15 protein-coding genes are annotated in these 20051 nt (G+C 74.2%); 11 read left to right on the forward strand and 4 right to left on the reverse strand.

Annotated features, from left to right (window positions below; all coding sequences use genetic code 11):
- Positions 1 to 32: 32 nt before the first annotated feature.
- Complete coding sequence (locus tag IH00_RS0107650) at positions 33 to 512, forward strand: hypothetical protein (RefSeq protein ID WP_031070960.1); 480 nt, start codon at positions 33 to 35, stop codon at positions 510 to 512.
- 24 nt (positions 513 to 536) lie between these two features.
- On the opposite strand, the gene IH00_RS0107655 is transcribed toward IH00_RS0107650, so the two are convergent.
- The 4 genes from IH00_RS0107655 to IH00_RS0107670 all read right to left on the reverse strand — a co-directional run bounded on the left by IH00_RS0107655 (position 537) and on the right by IH00_RS0107670 (position 5692).
- Positions 537 to 1391 (reverse strand): DMT family transporter, encoded by an 855-nt coding sequence (locus IH00_RS0107655; protein ID WP_031070961.1) that lies wholly within the window; start codon positions 1389 to 1391, stop codon positions 537 to 539.
- Positions 1392 to 1931: 540 nt separating this feature from the next.
- Positions 1932 to 3215, reverse strand: coding sequence for a cation:proton antiporter domain-containing protein (locus IH00_RS0107660; protein WP_234334796.1), 1284 nt, complete (start codon positions 3213 to 3215; stop codon positions 1932 to 1934).
- Entirely contained in the window at positions 3202 to 3843 is a 642-nt protein-coding gene (locus IH00_RS0107665; RefSeq protein WP_063835318.1) for a flavin reductase family protein, read from the reverse strand. The genes IH00_RS0107660 and IH00_RS0107665 overlap by 14 nt, the downstream gene beginning before the upstream one ends.
- A gap of 250 nt (positions 3844 to 4093) precedes the next feature.
- Positions 4094 to 5692 (reverse strand): tryptophan halogenase family protein, encoded by a 1599-nt coding sequence (locus tag IH00_RS0107670; RefSeq protein WP_031070967.1) that lies wholly within the window; start codon positions 5690 to 5692, stop codon positions 4094 to 4096.
- A gap of 362 nt (positions 5693 to 6054) precedes the next feature.
- Between IH00_RS0107670 and IH00_RS37125 the strand changes: the two genes are divergently transcribed.
- From IH00_RS37125 to IH00_RS0107720, 10 genes are all read left to right on the forward strand, one after another.
- Positions 6055 to 7116 (forward strand): AfsR/SARP family transcriptional regulator, encoded by a 1062-nt coding sequence (locus IH00_RS37125; RefSeq protein ID WP_052411248.1) that lies wholly within the window; start codon positions 6055 to 6057, stop codon positions 7114 to 7116.
- An 89-nt stretch (positions 7117 to 7205) separates the two neighbouring features.
- Positions 7206 to 8786, forward strand: a complete 1581-nt coding sequence (locus IH00_RS0107680; RefSeq protein WP_078887646.1) for an aldehyde dehydrogenase family protein — start codon at positions 7206 to 7208, stop codon at positions 8784 to 8786.
- Positions 8783 to 10615, forward strand: a complete 1833-nt coding sequence (locus IH00_RS0107685) for a non-ribosomal peptide synthetase (protein ID WP_078887612.1) — start codon at positions 8783 to 8785, stop codon at positions 10613 to 10615. Before IH00_RS0107680 ends, IH00_RS0107685 begins: the two co-directional genes overlap by 4 nt.
- A gap of 4 nt (positions 10616 to 10619) precedes the next feature.
- On the forward strand, positions 10620 to 11369 hold the full coding sequence (locus tag IH00_RS38845; protein ID WP_052411249.1) for a thioesterase II family protein: 750 nt from the start codon (positions 10620 to 10622) through the stop codon (positions 11367 to 11369).
- On the forward strand, positions 11338 to 11682 hold the full coding sequence (locus IH00_RS45025) for an MbtH family protein (RefSeq protein ID WP_078887613.1): 345 nt from the start codon (positions 11338 to 11340) through the stop codon (positions 11680 to 11682). The genes IH00_RS38845 and IH00_RS45025 overlap by 32 nt, the downstream gene beginning before the upstream one ends.
- A 1-nt stretch (position 11683) precedes the next feature.
- Entirely contained in the window at positions 11684 to 12913 is a 1230-nt protein-coding gene (locus tag IH00_RS0107700) for a cytochrome P450 (RefSeq protein WP_031070975.1), read from the forward strand.
- Positions 12910 to 16857, forward strand: coding sequence for a non-ribosomal peptide synthetase (locus IH00_RS37130; protein ID WP_031070976.1), 3948 nt, complete (start codon positions 12910 to 12912; stop codon positions 16855 to 16857). The genes IH00_RS0107700 and IH00_RS37130 overlap by 4 nt, the downstream gene beginning before the upstream one ends.
- A complete protein-coding gene (locus IH00_RS0107710; RefSeq protein ID WP_052411251.1) occupies positions 16857 to 17528 on the forward strand; it encodes a 4'-phosphopantetheinyl transferase family protein in 672 nt (223 codons plus the stop codon). Before IH00_RS37130 ends, IH00_RS0107710 begins: the two co-directional genes overlap by 1 nt.
- Positions 17529 to 17541: 13 nt before the next feature.
- Positions 17542 to 18612 carry a winged helix DNA-binding domain-containing protein gene (locus tag IH00_RS0107715; protein WP_052411252.1) on the forward strand — a complete coding sequence of 357 codons (1071 nt, stop codon included), beginning with the start codon at positions 17542 to 17544 and terminating at the stop codon, positions 18610 to 18612.
- Positions 18613 to 18702: 90 nt separating this feature from the next.
- On the forward strand, positions 18703 to 20001 hold the full coding sequence (locus IH00_RS0107720) for an MFS transporter (protein WP_052411253.1): 1299 nt from the start codon (positions 18703 to 18705) through the stop codon (positions 19999 to 20001).
- Positions 20002 to 20051 lie beyond the last annotated feature (50 nt).

Here is a 20051-nt window from a genome sequence, read left to right on the forward strand (position 1 = left end):
ACGCGCGTACCGGAGGAGGGAGGGCCGAAAGCGTGAGGTTCGAGCAGGTCTTCACGTACGCGTGGCCGTACGGCGGCGGCGCGGCGGGGTCGACGCCGGGCACGTCGGTCCTGTCCGTCGCCCACGAGCCGGCGGAGGAGGGCACGCCGCGTCGCTGGCTGCTGCTGGCCGGGCTGCCGCACGTCACCGAGCTGCTGCCCTTCGACGACGCCGCGCAGGTCCGGGCGTTCGGCCGGGCGGTGCTCGGCCTGCGGTCGGCTCCCGCCGCCCATGAGCACGAGTTCCTCCTCGGTGAGGAGGGGCCCGAGGAGGAGCGCTTCGCCACCCTGCGGGTCGGCCGGGACGGGGGTGAGGGGACGCGTGCCTTCTTCTCCTACCGGTCGTACGTCGCCGTCCCCGGCCGGCCCGAGTGGACCTCCCCGGGGCTGGAGGTGGTCTGCCGCGACGTCGAGGTGGACCGGGCGCGGGCGGAGGCTCGCGCCCTGCTCGCCGGGCTGGACGGCGCCGGCTGACTCCGGTCGCCGGCCGGCCGCCGGTCATCCCGTGCTCGCCCCGGCACGCGCCAGCGTGAACACTCCCACGACGATGAGGCCGACCCCGAGCAGCTCCGGCACCAGCCACCAGCCGGTGCGTACGTGCTCCTCGTAGAGCAGCACGCCCAGCACGAGGCTCACGCCCGCGTCGCCCAGCGTGAGCGCCGGCTGCGAGGCGACGAGCGGCCCGCCCTGCAGCGCGTGTTCCAGCAGCAGGAGCGCGCAGATGCCGCAGACGGCGAAGGCGTACGTGTGCCAGGTGCTGAAGAACGCGCCGACGCCGCTGTCGTCGAGGATGTGCATGGACGTCTTCATCAGGGCGGCCGTCAGGGCGTAGCACACCGCGGTGGCGGCCCCGAGGCACCCCGCCCTCGCCCTGCCGGGCGGCCGGCGCAGTGCCGCGGTCGTCAGCGCCAGGACGACCACGGCGCACCCGGCCAGGGTGGGCACCCACCGGTCGAGCGGCACGTGCGTGCGGTTGCCCTCGGGGGCGGCCGCCATGAGCGCCAGGCCCAGCCCGGCGACGACGGCGGCCACGGCCGCCCACAGCGGCCGGGCCAGCCGCTGACGGTCCGCCAGCGAGCCGAACAGCAGGGCGAGGGGCAGTTCCAGTACGAACAGTGGCTGCACGAGGGCCAGGGGGCCGGTCGCCAGGGCGACCGCCTGGCCCACTCCGGCGACGATCACGGCCAGCATGCCGGCCAGCCAGATCGGTCGTCTCAGCAGATCGAGCAGCAGACCGGGCCGGAAGCCCTGTGCCTGGGGGACGGTCAGGGTGGCGCGGCGCTGGAGCACGGTGGCGAGCGCGTTGCTCGCCGCCGCGCACAGCGCGAAGAGGGTGGGGAGGAGGACGCCCATGCCCCGATCCTGGTGCGGCGGAGGGACAGGGGCGGGCCGACACGTCGGCCGCGGGGCCGGTGGGGGCCATCGGGGTGCGGTGGGCCCTCCAGGGCCGCGCCTCCCGACCGACGAGGGTCCCCGACGGGCGGAGGCGCGGGCTTCGCGCCCTGTCGGCGACTGCGGTTCTTTCGGTGGGTGCGGCCTCGGGGCCCGCCCGCGCGGGTGCGGCCTCCGGGGCCGGGGGCCCGCCCGGCGGAGGAACGGGTACCGGGCGCTCCTCGCGGCTGCCGCTCCCGGTAGGCGTGGTCTCTCGGGCTGGGGCTTGCCCGGCGGACGAACTCCCCGGCCGACGACCGCGGTCACCGGACACAGGGAACGGACACAGGGAACCCCTGACCTCTGCCGCCACCGGCAGCTGCGGCCTCCCGAGGCGCGGTCTCCCGACCGGGCGCGATCTCCCGGCGGATGCGGCTTCTCGACGGCAGCGGCGCCCCGGCCCGGCGGCGCATCCGCCCGGCGCCGCCCGGCCAGGGTTCGCGCCCGCCGGCCCGGCTCGGCTCAGGGGCGGGAGGCGGCCGTCGGCACAGGTTCCGGTCCCGGGGCCGGCGGGGCCGGCGGGCGGAGGCGCTGGAAGCGGGTGACGGCCGGGGAGGTGACCGCCGTGGTGATCAGGGCCACCAGCACCAGCATGGTGAACAGCTCGGGCCCGATCACCCCGAGCTCCAGACCGATGGACAGCACCACCAGCTCGGTCAGGCCCCGGCAGTTCATCAGGGCCCCGATCGACATGGCCTGCCGCCAGGACTGTCCGCACGCCAGCGCGGCACCGGCCGCCCCGCCCCACTTGCCGAGCACGGCGACCGCGAGCAGCGCTCCCGTCCACAGCCATTGCACTGGGTCGGTAGCCAGGGCCCCGATCTCCGTGCTGAGTCCGGTGTGCACGAAGAACAGTGGCAGCAGCACCGGGACCACCACGGCGCGCAGCCGGGCGGACGACGCCTCGATGCGGCGGTGGCCGCGCGGTGTGGCCACGCCGAAGAGGAAGGCGCCGAACAGGGTGTGCACCCCGATCAGGTCCGTCGCCAGCGCGGACAGGCTCAGACCGCTGAACAGCAGGACCAGGACCGCCCCGTCGCCGGCCCGGTCCGTGCGGCCCTTCGCCCACCGTGCCAGCAGGGGACGGACCACCAGCAGCATGGCGGCGCCGAAGGCAACGGTGAGCCCCGCCGCCGTGAGGGCGTCGAACGGCGACCCCGCCGAGGTGAACGCGACCACCAGCGCCAGCAGGCACCAGGCGGCCACGTCGTCGACCGCCGCGCAGGCCATCGCGAGCGCGCCGAGCGGAGTCCCGTACAGACCGCGGTCCACCAGGATCCGGGCCAGCACCGGGAACGCCGTGATGCTCATGGCGACCGCGATGAAGAGCATGAACGGCATGAACTCGACACCGTCGGGCGCGAGTTGCGCGTACATCGGGATGGCCAGCAGCGCACCCAGCCCCAGGGGAAGCAGCATGCCCGCCTGACTGACGGCCACGGCGGTCCGCGAGTTGCCGCGCAGGGCACCCAGGTCGAGCTCCAGCCCGACGAGGAACATGAACGCCAGCAGACCGAGCTGTCCCAGCACCGAGGTGTACGGCAGGACCGACGCGGGGAACAACCAGTGCTGCGCCTCGGGCCACAGCCAGCCCAGCAGGGAGGGCCCGAGGACGATGCCCATCGTGATCTCGCCGATCACGGGTGGCTGGCCGAGGCGTCTGACGAGGCTCGCCCCGGCCTGGCAGGCGAGGATGGCGGCCGGGACGGCGACGAGCAGCGCGGGCATGGCTTCAGCTGCGGACACCGGCGGCTCCTTCGGTCGGTACGGATCTCGGCGGGAGCGGGATCGCCGCCGGCTGCGGCACGGCCGCCGCGGCGGACCACCCGGCGTAGCGGCGCAGACCGTAGAGGAGGGGCTGCGCCGCGGGGCGCACGCTGATGCGGCGCGCCTCCGCGAAGACCGCCGTGTGGTCACCGAACACGGCCGTCTCCACGACGGTGCAGTCGGCGACGGCGTGGGCGGACGAGGTCAGGTGCGGGCCGCTCGCCCCGAGGGGCAGCCGCCACTGGGTGCGCTCGAAGCGGTCGGGCGCCCCCGAGGCGAAGAGGTCCGAGGTCGCCCTGGCGCGCTCGTGCAGCAGGTTGAGGGCGAACTGTCCCTGGTCGAGCAGCGCCCGCAGGGTCGGGCTCGCCGTCCGTATGCACACGACCAAGGTGGGCGGGGCGAGAGCGACGCTCGCCATCGAGCTGCACGTGAGGCCGCGGGGCCGGCCGTCGGCGTCCAGGGTGGTGACCACGGTGACACCGGAGGGGAACGCGGCCATGAAGGGGCGGAGGTCCGCCTCCCGGAGGACGACGGCGCCTTCTGCGGCGACGGCCCCCTCGGTGCCGTCGCCGCCCGGGGTGTCCGGGTGCGGAGCGGAGTTGGGCATGTCTGACTCCCTGTGGATGACGATGCAGTGCGGCCCGGCACCCGGCGGACTGCGCCGGGCGCCGGGCCGTGGGAGCGGCGGCGGAAGCGGGGGCCCGGGGGTGGCCGCCGGTTCCGCGCCGGAGTGCTGCGGTGCCGGGGGAGGTGATGGGCCCGGCCCGAAGACCCGGACACCTGAGGGCCGGGGGGCCGGGGGGCCGGGGGGCCGGCGGTGGCGCGGGGCCTGGGGGGAGCCCGGGACCCGGCCGGGCTCAGCCGTGCAGCCGCTTGAGGTACTCGTAGGCGCTCGGCAGCGTCTCCAGCAGGTTCTGCTGCTGGCGCTTGACCGTCTCGAACAGCGGCTCCGCACCCGCCACCGACTCGGGCTTGTACGCCAGCGCCGGCAGGGGCGCGTCGGGCTCCAGGCCCATGCCCGCGAAAATGCAGTAGTAGCTGCCGTTGGTCCAGAAGTTGCGGAACTCGGCCTCGAAGTTGCCGTAGTACGTCGACTCGTCGGTGATCGGCGAGTTGATGGGCAGGCCGGCCCGGTAGGCGGAGATCTTCTGCTGAATGTTGTCGGGGAGGGTCAGCTTCTTGTTCGCCTGCCAGAACGGGGTGTCGTTGCGCGGCGCGTAGAAGAAGTGCGCCTGGATGAAGTCGCGGGTGTCGTCGAACATCACCTCGATCTCGTGGTTGAAGCTGTCGATCAGGCCCTCGTTGAAGGTCTTGTCGGGGAAGTGCTTGGCCAGCTGGTAGATCGCCGCGGTGATGAAGTAGATGCCGGTCGACTCCAGGGGCTCCAGAAAGCACGACGACAGCCCGATGCTGACGACGTTCTTCACCCAGGCGCGGCGGTTGCGGCCGACGCGGAAGCGGATGTGGTTGAACGCCGTCGTCTCGGGGTCGAGGCCCCACATGGCCGCGAACTCGGCCGTGGCCTCGTCCTTCTCGGTGAACTTGCTGGAGTAGACGTAGCCGGTGCCGAAGCGCCCCAGCATCGGGATCTTCCAGGCCCAGCCGGACGACATCGCGATGGCCGAGGTGTACGGCTCCACGCCGCCCGCCTCGTCGTCGTGCGGGACGGCGGTGGCGACCGCGCTGTCGCACAGCAGGTGGTCGCTCATGTCGACGAACGGCTCGGCCATCGCCTTGTTGATCAGCAGCCCGCGGAAGCCGGAGCAGTCGACGAAGAGGTCGGCGTCGAGCTCGCGGCCGCTGCGGGTGCGCAGCGCGGTGACGTAGCCGCGCGCGTCCTGACGTACCTCCGTCATCTCGTCCTGGACGTGGTGGACGCCCTGCTTCTCGGTGGCGAAGCGGCGCAGGAAGTCGGCGACGAGCTGGGCGTCGAAGTGCCAGGCGTAGCGGGTGGCGGAGCGGCCGTCGAGCCAGCGCGGCGCCTTCATCGCGTCCATGATCGGAGGCTCGCGGAAGCAGGCGTAGTCGAACGGCTCGGTGGTGAGGCCGTCGTACTTGCGCTTGAACCAGTAGTGCGACAGGGGCGTCTGGTCGTAGTCGGGCAGCAGCCCGAACGGGTGGTAGAAGTGGTCGGGCCGGCCGTCGGGCAGCTCCCGGGCCGTGGCCTCGCCCGCTCCTTCGGTGCGCCAGTTCACGAACCGCACCGCCATCTTGAAGCTGGCGTTGCACTCCCGCATCCACTCGTCCTCGGCGATGCCGAGGTAGTCGAAGAACGCGCGCTGCAGGTTGGGAACCGTCGCCTCGCCGACCCCGATCCGCGGAATCGTCGGGGCTTCCAGCACGGTGATGTCGACCGTGCCCTGGAGGGCCTTGCCGAGATACGCGGCGGTCATCCAGCCGGCCGTGCCGCCGCCCAGGATGACGACCTTCTTCAATCGGGTGTCGGTGCTGGTCATGGAGCAGCCCTCATTTCGGAGTCGGGAATCACGGTCGGGAGCCGAGGAGCTGGGGGGCACGACGCCCGGTGGGCGGGCCCGGGCCGGCCCACCGGTGTCCGCCGGGGCGGCCGTGTCCGGCGGACCGGGGCCGGTGAACCGCGAGGCCGTGCGGACCGGGGACCCGCCGGCGGACCGGGAGCCGGCGGACCGGGGCCGGAAACCGCCGGTGGTGTTTGCCCGGAACGTCGGATCCCCAGTGTGGAGAACCGCTCTATGACGGACCTACAGAGGCGGGATCCGGCCGGTATAGGGCGCTTGTAGAGCGGGGGAACAGACTCGCCGCAGGCAGAACGGCATACGACGGCCCCCGGGAGGACGCGATGACGACCGCGGTGACCGGAATCGCACGGCAGGCGGTACGCATCCGCTTCCTCGGCGACTTCGAACTGACCGTGAACGGCGCCCCGGTGCAGCGCTGGCGGGCCGGCAAGGCACGCGGGCTCTTCCAGTTCCTCGTGATCCACCGTGGTCAGACCCTCACCCGCGACCGGCTGTACGAGGCACTGTGGCCGGGCTCCGGCCGGTCCGCCGGGGACAGCTCGCTGAAGGTGGCCGCGCACGCGCTGCGCAGGGTCCTCGACGCGCACCCCGACGGCACCTGTGCGTCGGGGATCCGGCTGCACTACCGCGACTTCGGCTACGTCCTGGACATCGCCGACCTCTGGTCCGACGTGGACCGCTTCCAGGAGCTGGTGCACACCGGGCTGCGGGCTGCCGCCGCCGGCGACCGGGGGGCGGCCCGTGAACGGCTGCGGTCCGCGGTCGCCCTGTACGCCGGGGAGTTCCTGCGCGGCGAGAGCGCGGACTGGGTGGTCGAACAGCGCGAGTACCTGCGGTCGCTGGCGCTGCGGGCGCTGGAGGTGCTGCGTGCCGACGCCGCCGAGCGGGAGGACTTCCCCGAGCTCATCGAGGTCTGCCGGAGCACCCTGGGCATCGACCGGCACCACGAGGGGACCTACCGGGCGCTGATGACGGCGCACGGCAGGCGGGGCGAACACGCCTGCGTGCGCCGCTGGTACGAGCTGTGCGCGCGCCGACTGCGCGAGGACCTCGCGGTGGCACCGTCCCGGGAGACCGACCGGTTGCTGCACGCACTGCTGCCCGCCCCGGTGGTTCCCGCCGGGGGACCGGCACGCTCGCCCCTGGCGTCCTTTCCGTCCCTGACCTCCGCCGTGCAGGGCGGCGCCGCCCCGGGGCTCCGGCCGCGCGCGGTGCGCCGCGCCCGGCCCGACTCCCGCGCCGCGGCCGGCGTCCCCGGCCCGGCGACCGACTCGCGCGCCGCAGCCCGCGTCCCCGGCCCCGCGGCCGGTCCCGCGGCCGGTCCCTGGGCCGCCGTCCCCCGCCCGGGGCCGGGTCTCGTCCCGCCGCCGCGCATCCCGTGACCGAGCGATCCAGTGAGGAAACCACCGTGACCGTGCTGACCGTGCCGCAGGGCTCCGCCGCACCGCCGGCCGAGCCGTCCCCGGGGCCTTTGCCGCCCCGCTACGACGACCACTGGATCGGGGGCCGCTGGACGGTCTCCGACGCCGACCGCCGGCTGGTCGTCACCGACCCCAGCACCGAAGCGCCGCTCGCCACGGTGCCCGCGGGCACCGCCCGCGACGCCGACCTGGCCGTCCGCGCCGCCGCCGGCGCCTTCCCCGGCTGGTCCGCCACGCCCGTACGGGAACGGGCCGCGCTGCTGCGCCGCGTGGTGGAGGGCCTGGAGCGCAACGCCGAGCGGTTCGCGCGGACCATCACCGCCGAGGTGGGGGCCCCTTCCCGGATGGCCCTGCAGACCCAGGCCGGCCTGTCCGTCGGCATGGCGGCGCACTGCGTGGAGACCGCCGCGTCCCATGCGTTCGAGGAGCGGGTCGGCCACTCCCTCGTGGTGCGCGAGGCCGCGGGCGTCGCCGTGTGCATCACGCCCTGGAACATGCCGCTGCTGCTGACGGTGCAGAAACTGATGCCCGCGCTCGCCGCCGGCTGCACCGTGGTCCACAAGCCCAGCGAAATCACGCCGCTGCACGCCCGACTGCTCGCCGAGGTGTTCGCCGAGGCCGATCTGCCGCCCGGTGTGGTCAACATGGTCGTCGGCACCGGTGACACCCTCGGCACCGCCCTCGTCAGCCACCCGCTCGTGGACGTGGTCTCCCTGACCGGGTCCACCCGCGCCGGGCGGCAGGTGGCGGCCCTGGGCGCCGACGGCATCAAGCGTGTCCACCTGGAGCTCGGCGGCAAGAACGCCTCCCTCGTCCTCGACGACGCCGACCTGCCGGCCGCGGTGGGCGCCACCGTCGACCAGGTCCTGTTCAACACCGGTCAGACGTGCCTCCAGTGGAGCCGGCTGCTGGTGCCCCGCGACCGCCAGGACGAGGCGGTGGAGCTGGCCGGACGGATCATGGACGGGTACGTCACCGGTGATCCCCGCGACCCCGCGACCGATCTCGGCCCGCTGGTGTCGGCCGCCGCGCACGCCCGGGTGAACGACTACATCCACCGGGGCGCCTCCGAGGGCGGCGCCCGCCTGGTGCGCGGCGGCACCGGCCGCCCCTCCGGCCTCACCACCGGGTACTACGTCCGGCCCACCGTGTTCGCCGACGTCGACCCGCTGACGACCATCGGCCAGGAGGAGATCTTCGGACCGGTGCTGTGCGTCATCCCGTACGACGACGAGGAGCAGGCGGTACGGATCGTCAACGGCACCCGGTACGGGCTGCACGGTGCGGTCTGGTCCGGCGACGACGGCCGGGCCGAGCGCGTCGCCCGCCGGTTCCGCACCGGCCTGGTGGACGTCAACGGCGGGTCGTTCAACCCGGCGGCCCCGTTCGGCGGTTTCAAGCAGTCGGGCATCGGCCGCGAGTGCGGGAGCGCCGGGCTGGAGGCGTTCCTGGAGACCAAGTCCCTGCAGCTGCCCGGCCGCGGGGGCTCGGGGGAACCGGTGGTCGGCCCGCGCCTGCGCGCCACCGCCCCGGCTTCCTCGACCCCACCGGCCGCACCCACCACACCGGCCGCACCCACCGCACCGACCGCACCGACCACTGTCCGCGACCAGGAGAGGAACGACGGATGACGGCCCAGCATGCCGGCCCCGCGCCGGCGCCCCGGCCCACCGACGGGCCGTCGGGCGAAGCCCTTCCGCCGCTGTTCGCCGCGCTGGCGCGCTGGACCCGCGAGCAGCCGGACGTCCCCGCCGTCAGAGCCGAGGACGGTGCCCTCGGCTACGCGGAACTCACCGCGCGCACCGCCGCGACCGCCGCGGCGCTCGCCTCCGCGGGTGCCGGGCCCGAGAGCGCGGTGGGGCTGCTCCTCGGCCGCTCCCGGGACAGCGTGCCCGCGCTCCTCGCCGTCTGGAGCCTCGGCGCGACGGCCGTGCCCCTGGACCCCGGCCACCCGGTGGAACGGCTCGGCTCCGTCCTGCGGGACGCCCGGGTCTCCGTCCTGGTCGCCGCTGACGTGCCCGACGGGCTGGCCGTCACGGGGATCCGTACGGTCCGCCCGGCCCGCGCCGCCTCGGGGGCGCTCGCCGTGGCCACCCCCGCACCCGACGGATGCGCCTACGTCATCTACACCTCCGGCACCACGGGCCGCCCCAAGGGCGTCGAGGTCACCTACCGCGGCCTGGACACCTTCGTCGGCGCGCTCGCGGGACTGGGCCTGCCGCCCGGGGGCCTCGGCCTCAACGCCGTCTCCCCCGCCTTCGACGGCTGGCTGTGGTGCACGCTGCTCTACCTCCTCCACGGCCAGGGCGTCGCCCTGGTGGACCTGTCCCTCGACGGGCTGCGCCGCGCCGACGCCGAGGGCCGGTCCCCGCTGCCGGCCGGACTGCGCACCGCTTCCCTGACGCCGTCCCTGCTGGCCGCCCACGGCGGCGGGCTGGACGAGGCGGAGGTCGTCGTGGTGGCCGGCGAGCCCTGCCCGGCTGCGCTGGCCGAGCGCTTCTCCCGCGGCCGCCGGCTGCTGAACGTGTACGGGCCGACGGAGGCCACGATCGCGGCGACCTGGGCCGACAGTGAACGGGGTGACGACGTGAGCAGCATCGGACGGCCGCTGCCCGACCACCGGGCGTACGTCCTGGACGACGACCTGGTCCCGGTGCCCGCCGGGACCGAGGGCGAGCTGTACCTCGGCGGGCCCGCCGTGGCCCGCGGCTACCGCAACCGTCCGGGTCTCACCGCCGCCCGGTTCCTGCCCGACCCGTTCCAGGGCGGCGGGGCACGGATGTACCGCACCGGGGACCTGGTGGTCCGGCGGGCCGGCGGCGAGCTGGAGTACCGCGGACGGCGTGACGACCAGGTGAAGGTCCGCGGCCACCGCATCGAACTGGGTGAGGTGGAGCGGGTCGCCGCCGAGGTCCCCGGCGTGGTGGCCGCCGCCTGCTGCCCGCTCGCCCCGGGGGAGTCACTGGGGCTCGCGGTCGTCGCCGCGCCCGGCAGCGGCGCCCCCGGTGACCTGGCCGCCGCGGTCACCGGGCACTGCGCCGGGCTGCTGCCGGAGGCGGCGGTGCCCGCCGTCGTCCGGGTGGTGGACCGCATCCCCACCCTCGGCACCGGCAAGGCCGACCGGGTGACGCTCGCCGCCGCACTCACCGCGCCGGAGCGGACCGGCGGGACGGACGGCGCGGACGCCGCCACGGCACGGGAACGCGAGGTGATGGCCGTCTGGGCCGCGGTGCTGGAGCGCGAGGTCCCCGGACCGTCCGCCGACTTCTTCGAGCTGGGCGGGCACTCACTGGCCGCCGCGCGGGTCGTGGCCGACCTGCGCCGGGCCACCGGCCTGCGCATCACGCTGGGGAAGCTGCTCACCCGGCCCACCGTCGCGGAGGTCGCCGCCGAGCTCGACCGGCTCGCCGCCGGGCCCGGGGCACCGGCCGCGCCCGTCCTCACCGCCGAAGGAGCCTGACGCCATGGGCAGCTGGATCTCCACGTGGCCGTCCGGCCCGGGTGACACCGCCCTCCCGGCGCTGCTCTGCCTGCCGCCGGCCGGCGCGGGCTGCCAGCAGTTCCGCGCCTGGGTCCCGGCCCTGGCGGGGGTCGGGCAGGTGTACGGCGTGCAGTTGCCGGGCCGCGAGAACCGCTGGCGCGAGCCCATGCCGCGGACCTTCGACGAGGCGGTCGAGGCGATCGCCGGCGAGCTGCGCCCGGTCGTCGCCGCCGGCCGGCGGCTGGTCGTCTTCGGCCACAGCTTCGGCGGGCTCCTCGGGTACGAGATCGCCCGCCGCGTCCGGCCCGCGGCCCTGGTGGTCAGCGCGTGCCGGGCGCCCGGCCACTGGGACGGCGCCGGGCGGGGCATCGTCGAGGACGACGAGGAGCTGGACAAGCTCTTCGACACCGCCGGGCTCGACCCCGCCTTCCTCGACGAGGACACCCGCGCCCTGATGGTCGCGATGCTCCGCAAGGACGCGGTGCTGTCGCTGAGTTACGCCCACTCCCCCGGCACCCCGCTCTCCGTGCCCGTGCACGCGTGGAGGGCCGACGGCGACGACACCGTCACCGCGCAGGACCTGGCCGGCTGGGCCGCGGTCACCACCGCCGCCTTCCGCGTCCACCGCGTCGAAGGCGGTCATCACGCCGTGCTGCGCCGGCCGGAGACGCTCCTGGAGCACCTGGCCGGACTGCTGCGCGATGTCGCGGCCGTACCGGCCGGCACCGCCTGAGCCGGGCGGCGGGCCGCCGGGCCCCGTCCCGCACCGGCGGTCCGCACGTCGACCCGCCCCATCCCTGACCGAATGCCATGCGACCGAGCCGGAGGACGTCGTGCCCACCACCTACCAGGTCCTCGTCAACCACGAGGAGCAGTACGCGCTGTATCCCTCGGCGCGCGAGCTGCCCGACGGCTGGACGCCGGCCGGGTTCAGCGGCACCGAGGACGAGTGCGTCGCCCATGTGGACGCCTGCTGGAGCGACACGCGGCCCCGCAGCGTGCGCACCGCGGCGGCCACCCCCGCGCACCGGGCCGAAGGGGCCTGAGATGCGTATCGACCTGCTCGATCCGGCGCCTTTCACCCGTAACGACTTCTGGGACGCCTTCACCTGGCTGCGCGCCCACGCGCCCGTGCACTGGCACCCGGAGCCCGGCGGCGACGACGGTTTCTGGGTGCTCAGCAAGCACCGCGACATCATGGCCGTGTACGCCGACAGCGACACCTTCAGCTCGGCGCGGGGCATGCGCCTCGGCAGCGATCCGGCGGCCGTCGCCGCCGTCGCCCAGCGGATGCTGATCGTCTCCGACGCGCCCCAGCACACCCGGCTCAAGCGCGCGCTGCACCAGGCGTTCGGGCCGCAGCGGATGCCCCGCCTGGAGGCCCTCGTCGAAACGGTCGTGGGCGAGCTGGTGGCCGAGGCGGTCGAGGAGGGCGAGCTGGACTTCATCGACCTCGCCAAGCAGCTCCCCAACCGGGTCGTCTGCGCCATGATGGGCATCCCGCGCGCCGACTGGGCCTGGATCGGGGCCCTGACCACCGACGCCTTCGACTCCCCCGACGAGACCGTGCGCAGCAATGCGCACTCCGAGATCTTCCTCTACTTCATCGAACTCCTCGGCGAGCGCCGGGCCCGGCCCGGTGACGACCTGGTCAGCCAGATCGCCCACGACACCCTCGTCGACGAGGGGGACGGCACCGAACGGCCCCTGAGCGACGAGGAGATCGTCTTCAACTGCAACGGCGTGCTGTCCGGAGCCAACGAGACCACCCGCTACTCCGCCGCGGGCGCGGTCCACATGTTCGCCCGGCTGCCGGAGCAGTGGGAGCTGCTGCGCCGCCTCGGTCCCGCCGGCATCGCCCCGGCGGTCGAGGAGATCCTGCGCTGGACCACCCCGGGGGTGCACGCCCTGCGCACCGCCGTGCGCGACACCGAGATCGACGGGACGCGCATCGCCGCCGGGGACCGCGTCACGCTGTGGAACGTCTCCGCCAACCGCGACGAGGACGTCTTCACCGATCCGCACGCCTTCCGCGTCGACCGGCGTCCCAACCGCCACGTCGCCTTCGGCCACGGACGCCACCTCTGCCTGGGCGCCCGGCTCGCCCGCTTCGAACTCGGCGCCCTGCTGACCGAGATGCTCGCCGCTCTGGACGGTTTCGAACCGACCGGACCGGCCCGGTTCAACTCGTCCAACTTCACGTGGGGGATCAAGAGTCTCCCGGTGCGGCTGCTGCGCAGCCGGGCTTTCGCACACCGAGAAAGGGCTGCGCTGTGACCACCGCGATCGTCGACTTCAACCGGACCGACACCGGCTTCCCCGCCACCGGCTATCCCCGGCTCCTCGCCGAGCAGGCCGCCCGGACCCCCGGCGCCCCCGCCCTGGTCCACGGCGACCGCGCCTGGACTTTCGCGGAGCTGGAGGCCGCCACCAACCGGCTGGCCCACGCACTGATCGCCCGGGGCGCGGCCCCCGGCGAGCGGATAGGTCTGTGCTATCCCCGCGGCGCCGAGTACGTCATCGGCTCGCTCGCCGTCCTGAAGACGGGTGCGGCGATCGTGGCGCTCGACCCGGTCAACCCCGACGACCGGCTCGCCGCCATGATCGCCGACGCCGGTCCGCTGCTCGTGCTCACTGCGCCCGGGAACGGCCCGCGACTGCCCGAGGGGGTGGCGCGTGCCGATGTCGCCACCGCCGGGCACGGCCTGCCCGAGACCCCGACCGGTGTCCCGACGGGCCCGGACACGGTCAGCCACCTCATCTACACCTCGGGGTCCACCGGCACTCCCAAGGCGGTGCTGGAGCGGCACGGTGCCCTGACCAACCTGGTGCACTGGACCGGGCGCGCCTATGGCGTGCGCCCGGGCGACCGGGCGTCCTGGATGTCCACGCCCGGGTTCGCCGTGCAGATCATGGAGTGGCTGCCGTACCTGCCCCTGGGCGCGGCGGTCCACATCCCGGAGGCGGGCCAGGCGCAGACGCCCGAGCAGATCAGGGACTGGCTCGGTACGGAGGGGATCACCCACACCATGCTGGTCGCCGCGCTCGCCGAACCCGTGTGGGGGCTGGACTGGCCGCGGGACACTGCGCTGCGCATCCTGGTGACGACGGCGGAGCGGGTGCACAGCTGGCCGCCCGTCGACACACCGTTCCGGGTCGTCATGACGTACGGCACCACCGAGACGACCAACGTCCTCACCTGCCTCGACCTGGGCGCGGGCGTGGACTTCACCAGCCAGGCCACCCCGGAGGAGGTCCGCGCCACACGGCAGGTGCCCGTCGGGGTGCCCATCGCCAACATGCGCGTGCACCTGCTGGACGAGGAGGACCGGCCGGTCGCCGACGGCGAGGTCGGCCGGCTGCACGTCTCGGGAGCCGGGGTGTCCGCCGGGTACCACGGCCGTCCGGAGCTGACGGCGTCGAAGTTCCGCGCCGGAGTCGTCCCGGACGATCCGTATCCCGTGCTGTACGACACCGGTGACCTGGCGCGCCGCCGGGAGGACGGGGCCGTCGAGCTCCTCGGCCGCTCCGACGCCCAGGTCAAGATCCGCGGCTTCCGGGTGGAGCTCGGCGAGGTCGAGACCCATGTCGCCCGTGCCGACGGTGTCGCCGAGGCGGTCGTCGTCACCCAGGAACGCGGACCCGACGACAAGCGGCTGGTCGCGTACGTCTCCGCCGACGGCGACACGCCTCCGGACGCCGGCGCGGTCCGGGCCGCCGTGGCGCGCACGCTGCCCTACTACATGGTCCCCGGCACGGTGGTCGTCCTGCCCGCCCTCCCCCGCCTGGCCAACGGCAAGGTGGACCGGCGGAGCCTGCCCGAACCGCCGGAGCCCCACGAGGGCGTCAGCGCCGGGTACGAGCCTCCGCGCAACGAGGTCGAGGACGGGCTGGTCCGCCTGTGGGCCGAGGCGTTCCGCACCGAGGGCGTCGGCATCCACGACAACTTCTTCGAGCTGGGCGGCCACTCGCTGCTGGCGTTCCAGCTGATCGACGAGATCCGCCGCCGCTACGGCGTCGAACTGAGCCTGTCCGACCTGTCGACCTGCCCGACCGTCGCCGAACTGGGCACCCTGATCGTCACGGAACACACCGACGGGCGGGGCGAGTTCGGCGGTCTGGCGGCCATCGTCCCCGACCCCGCCGCCCGCTTCGAGCCGTTCCCGCTCACGGAGAGCCAGCAAGCGCTGTGGATCGGCCGCGGCGGCCTGGTGGAGCTGGGGAACGTGGGCTGCCACGGCTACTTCGAGTGGGAGAGCGAGCACCTCGACGTCCCGCGGTTCGAGGCGGCCTGGCGCCGGCTGGTCGAGCGCCACGACGCGCTGCGCACCCGCATCCTGCCCGACGGCACCCAGCAGGTGTACGAGGAGATCCCCGCGTACGACATCCCGGTCACGGACCTCGGGAGCCTGGACGCCGCGGACCGGCAGGCGGAACTGGACGCGCTGCGCGAGCGGCTGTCCCACCAGGTGCTCGACGCCGACGGCTGGCCGCTGTTCGACGTGCGGATCAGCCTGCTCGGTGGCGGCCGGGCCCGCATCCACCTCTGCCTGGACTTCCTCGTCGCCGACGCGTGGAGCTACTTCCAGGTCCTGATCCCGGACCTGGTGACCTGCTACACCGATCCCGGCGCGGAACTCCCGCCGCTGGAGCTGACGTTCCGCGACTACGTCCTGGCCGTGGGGAACTCGCTGCGCGACAGCGAGCTCTACCGCCGCTCCGAGTGGTACTGGCGGGACCGGCTCGCCACCCTGCCGCCCGCACCGGAGCTGCCCGAACGCCCCGCCGGCGCCCCGGCCCTGCCCGTGCGCTTCGAGCGGCTCAGCCACGTGGTGCCCGCCGGGCTGTGGAACCGCATCCAGGAGCGGGCCGGCGACCGCAAGGTCACCCCGTCCGGGGTGCTCGCCGCCGCCTACGCCGAGATCCTCGGCAACGCCTCCGGGCAGGCCCGGTTCACCATCAACTTCCCGCTGTTCAACCGGCTCCCGCTGCACCCCCAGGTCAACTCCCTGCTCGCGGACACCACGACCACCCTGCTGCTCGCCGTCGAGCAGCGGGACACCACCTTCGCCGGGCGCGCCCAGGCCGTGCAGCGCCGGCTGTGGGCCGATCTGGAGCACCGCTACTTCAGCGGTGTCCAGGTGCTGCGCGAGCTGACCAAGCTGCGCGGCTCCCTCGCCCCCGCCATGCCCGTGGTGATGACGAGCCTCGCCGGCCACCCGCCGCAGTACGAGGAGACCGAGCTGGGCGTGCCGGTCTACGGCATCTCCCAGACGCCGCAGGTCTCGCTGGACTTCCAGGTCTTCGAGAAGGCCGGCGGCCTGACCTTCAACTGGGACTACCTGCCCGCCGTCTTCCCCGACGGGCTGGTCGAGTCCATGTTCCGGGACTTCCTCGCCCTGCTCGAGGCGCTCGGCGAGGAGGAGACCTGGGAGCGTTTCTCCCCGCCGCCGGGCGAGCGGGACGACGCCGCCGCCGGCCCCGTCGAGGAGCGGGACACCGGCGACGCGTGGGAGCGGTACTGGGCGGGGATCGAGCGCACCGGCCGCGGCGGGGACGTCATCTGGGACGCCGACAGCGGCGAGGAGTTCCAGTGGCTGCTCGGCCAGGCCCGCCGGCACTTCCGCGACGACCTGCCCCTCATCGACCTCGGCTGCGGCAACGGCCGCTACAGCCGTGAACTCGCCCCGCACTACCCGCGGGTGGTGGGTGTGGACGTCTCCGTCAGCGCGATCGAGCACGCCGTGCGGGAGGCACACGCGGAGGGGGTCGCGAACGTCGAGTACCTCGCCGTCGACATGACCGACGCCGAGCAGGCCGGCGCCCTGGGCGAGGGCCCGTACAACATCTTCGTCCGCGGTGTCTTCCACGTCCTCGACAGCGCCGCCCGGGCCCGGCTCGCGGCGGTCGCGGGCCGGCTGCTGGGGCCCGACGGGGTGCTGATCGTCCACGAGCCCGACTACTCCAGCAACTCGTTCGGCTACCTCGGTTTCGTCGGCGGCAAGCGCGGCCGGGCCGAGGACCTGGTCGGGCCGCTGGAGGCGGCCGGTGTGCGGCACTCCCAGCGCTTCACCCGCCCCGAACTGTCCGCGGCCTTCCCGGCGGACGACTGGGAGGTCCTGGAGGACCAGGCGGTCCGGCTGCACGCCATCGACCCGCAGTCGGACGCGGACGCACTGCTGCTGCCGGGCTACTACGCGGTCCTGCGCCGCAGGCGCTGATGGCGGCGGTCGCGCTGGCCGGGCGGACCGGAGAGGTGCTGGCCGGAGCCGGTGACGTACGGGAGCTGCTCACCCGTGCGGAACGGGACCGGGCGGACGCCCTGCGGTCCGCCGCGGACCGGGACGACTTCGTCGCCGCGCACGCGCTGGTCAGGTTCTGTGCCGCGGAGCTGCTCGGGCGCCCGGCGCGGAGCCTGGCCGTCGTGCAGAGCTGCGACCGGTGCGACCGGCCGCACGGCCGTCCCCGGCTGGACCGCCCGGCGGGGGTCGGGGTGAGCCTGGCCCACTCCCGCGGCTGGGTCGCGGCCGCCGCGGCCCACGGCCCGGTGGGCATCGACATCGAGGCCGACGACGGCGTCACCCCCCTGGACCGGCACGTGGCGGCCCGCGCGTGCGGGCCGGCCGAGCTGTCCGAGCTGGCGGCGGCCGCCGACCCCCGGCGGACCTTCCTGCGCCAGTGGGTGCGCAAGGAGGCCCTGGTCAAGGTCGGGGAGGGCGCACTCGACGACGTACGCCTCCTCGACCTTCCGGTGCACCGGCCCGGCCCGGTCCGCCGGGGAGCCTGGCGGCTCACGGACTGGTCGGCGGCGGAGGCCGTCGGCTGCGTCGCGGCACTCGAAGAGGTGCGGCTGCGGACGGTGTCCGGCAGCCGCACCGCCCTGTATCGGTGAAAGACTGGAGACCGTGGAACGACGAACTGCCGACCGGCTGCTGAGAGCACGCGCACAGGCGATCGGGGGGCGGGCCCGCGAGACGACGGTCGCCGCCGCCCTGGACCGGGTCCTCGCCGTCCAGGCGCAGGACCTCGCGGCGGCGGGTCTCGGCCTGCGCGCCCGCGTGACGGGCCTGACCGCCGAGGACGTCCGGCGGGCCACCGATGTCGAGCGCACCGCCGTCCGCGGCTGGTACATGCGCGGCACACTCCAGCTCGTCCCCGCGGCCGACGCCCGCTGGCTGCTCGGCCTCCTGGGCCCGGTCCACCTGGCGCTCGGCGCCCGCCGCCTGCGCGAGCTCGGTCTGGACGAGGCCCTGTGCGAACGGGCGTCGCGTCTGATCGTGCGGGCGATCGACGGCGAGGGCCCGCTGACCCGGGCCGAACTCACCGCACGGCTCACGTCGTTGGGAGTGGAGCCCAAGGGCCAGTCGGCCTTCCACCTCATCCGCCGCACGGCGCTGGCCGGGATGATCTGCCACGGCCCCCTGCGGGCGGGTGAGGCCACCTTCGTGCTGCTCGACGACTGGCTGGCGGACACCGGACCGCTCCCCTTCGCGGGGGCGGCCGCGGAGACCGAACTCGCCCGCCGCTACCGGGCGGCCCACGGTCCCAGTGACGCCCTGGACTTCGCCCACTGGTCGGGACTGCGCACCAGCACGGCCAAACAGGCGTGGGCGGCAGCCGGCGAGATGCCCGTGGAGAACACGGACGGAATTCCGCGGGGCGATGTGCGGTTGCTCCCCGCGTACGACAACTACCTCGTCGGATACCGCCGCAGGGAATTGTCGGTGCCCGCGGAGCACGAGCGCCGCGTATGGCCCGGAGGCGGGGTGATCCGCCCGACGGTCGTGGTCGACGGCTGGGCGGTCGGTACGTGGTCGGGCGGCCGGCGCGGCAGCGGTCCGGTGGTCGAGCCCTTCCCGGGCGGCGCGCCCTTCGACACCGCGACCGCGGCGGGGATCGCCCGGGAGAGCGCCGACGTCGCACGCTTCTCCGGGGTCTACAACGCTTCTCATACGCTCTCTACACCAGGTCTTTGACCGCCCGGATACGTAACCGGTCCCTAACCCGGTCTTCCTACGGTGAGTGCCGTCCGACAATTCCGTCCCCAACCAGAAAAGGGCGTCGACATGGCACTCGGTCGGCATTCCGATTTCAACCGCCTGTGGTTCGGGCAGACCGTCAGCAACTTCGGCGACAAGATCTCACTGCTCGCGCTACCGACCCTCGCGGTCGTCTTTCTCGACGGGGGAGCGTTCGAGGTCGGCGTCCTCGGCGCACTGCGCTTCCTGCCCTTCCTCCTGCTGGCCCCGATCGCCGGTCTCGTCGCCGACAGGTTCTCGCGCCGCACGATCATGATCGTGGCGGACCTGGGCCGCTTCCTGGCCCTGGCGTCGATCCCGCTGGCGTTCGCCGTGGACTCCGTCACGATGGCGCACGTCTACGTCGTGGCCGCTCTCGCCGGCATCCTGACCACCTTCTTCGAGGTCTCGTACCAGTCCTGGTTGCCGCAGCTCATCGGCACGGAGAACCTCGTCGAGGGCAACACCAAGCTCCAGATCAGCCGCAGCGTCGCCGAGGCCGTCGGCGCCGGCGCCGGCGGCGCGCTGATCCAGGTGCTCGGTGCGGCACGCGCCATCACGGCGGACGCCTTCACCTTCCTCGTCTCGCTGGTCGCCCTGCTGGTCATCCGGCACCGCGACACCCGGGCGAGGGCGGAGGAGACGAAGGCGTCGGCCAAGGCGGAGATGAAGGAGGGCCTGAAGACCCTCTTCGGCAACCCCGTCCTGCGGGGCCTGTTCACCGCCAACGTCGTGGTCAACCTCGGTGCCGCGATGGGTGACGCGCTGCTGATCGTGTACGCGTACAAGGTCCTCGACCTCAGCCCCGGCCAGGTGGGCGCGGCCTTCGCCGTCATGTCGGTCTTCGTGATCGTCGGCGCCGTCCTGTCCGAGCTGGTCACCAAGGTGCTGACGGTCGGCCGCACCCTGGTCCTGACCGCCGTCGTGCTGGGCGCCGGGTACATCCTGGTGCCGACCGGTGGCGCGGTCGCCGGCTTCGTCGGACTGATCGTGGTCCAGGCGGTCATCGGCTTCGTGTCCCCGATGTTCGACATCCACGTCCTGAGCCTGGTGCAGGGCGTCACCCCGAACGAGCAGATGGGCCGCGTCAGCGGTGCCGCCCTGTCGGCGGTCTACGGCGCCCTGTCCCTCGGCTACTTCGCGGGCGGCGCGCTGGGCGAGGCGCTCGGCCTGACCGGAGCCCTGGCCATCGCCGGAGCGCTCAGCATCATCGGCGGTCTGACGCTCCTCGGGGGGCCGGTCGCCGCGATCAAGGAGATGCCGGTCGGGGACGCGCCCGCCGGCCAGGACGCCGCGGACGCGGATCCGGCGCAGTCCTCCGCGGACGGCACGAAGGTCGGCGCGTAGCGCGACCCCGACATGTCGGAGAGGGTGCCGGCCCGCCCGGCACCCGCTCC

This window comes from Streptomyces sp. NRRL S-118 (genome assembly GCF_000716335.1).
Taxonomy (GTDB): domain Bacteria; phylum Actinomycetota; class Actinomycetes; order Streptomycetales; family Streptomycetaceae; genus Streptomyces.

Excerpts from the sequence above, each read along its gene's own strand:
- IH00_RS0107720 (WP_052411253.1), top strand. The coding sequence starts at position 18,703 with ATGGCACTCGGTCGGCATTCCGATTTCAACCGCCTGTGGTTCGGGCAG.
- IH00_RS0107670 (WP_031070967.1), bottom strand. The coding sequence starts at position 5,692 with ATGACCAGCACCGACACCCGATTGAAGAAGGTCGTCATCCTGGGCGGC.
- IH00_RS0107710 (WP_052411251.1), top strand. The coding sequence starts at position 16,857 with ATGGCGGCGGTCGCGCTGGCCGGGCGGACCGGAGAGGTGCTGGCCGGA.
- IH00_RS45025 (WP_078887613.1), top strand. The coding sequence starts at position 11,338 with ATGTCGCGGCCGTACCGGCCGGCACCGCCTGAGCCGGGCGGCGGGCCG.
- IH00_RS0107665 (WP_063835318.1), bottom strand. The coding sequence starts at position 3,843 with ATGCCCAACTCCGCTCCGCACCCGGACACCCCGGGCGGCGACGGCACC.
- IH00_RS37125 (WP_052411248.1), top strand. The coding sequence starts at position 6,055 with ATGACGACCGCGGTGACCGGAATCGCACGGCAGGCGGTACGCATCCGC.
- IH00_RS0107685 (WP_078887612.1), top strand. The coding sequence starts at position 8,783 with ATGACGGCCCAGCATGCCGGCCCCGCGCCGGCGCCCCGGCCCACCGAC.
- IH00_RS38845 (WP_052411249.1), top strand. The coding sequence starts at position 10,620 with ATGGGCAGCTGGATCTCCACGTGGCCGTCCGGCCCGGGTGACACCGCC.
- IH00_RS0107700 (WP_031070975.1), top strand. The coding sequence starts at position 11,684 with ATGCGTATCGACCTGCTCGATCCGGCGCCTTTCACCCGTAACGACTTC.
- IH00_RS0107655 (WP_031070961.1), bottom strand. The coding sequence starts at position 1,391 with ATGGGCGTCCTCCTCCCCACCCTCTTCGCGCTGTGCGCGGCGGCGAGC.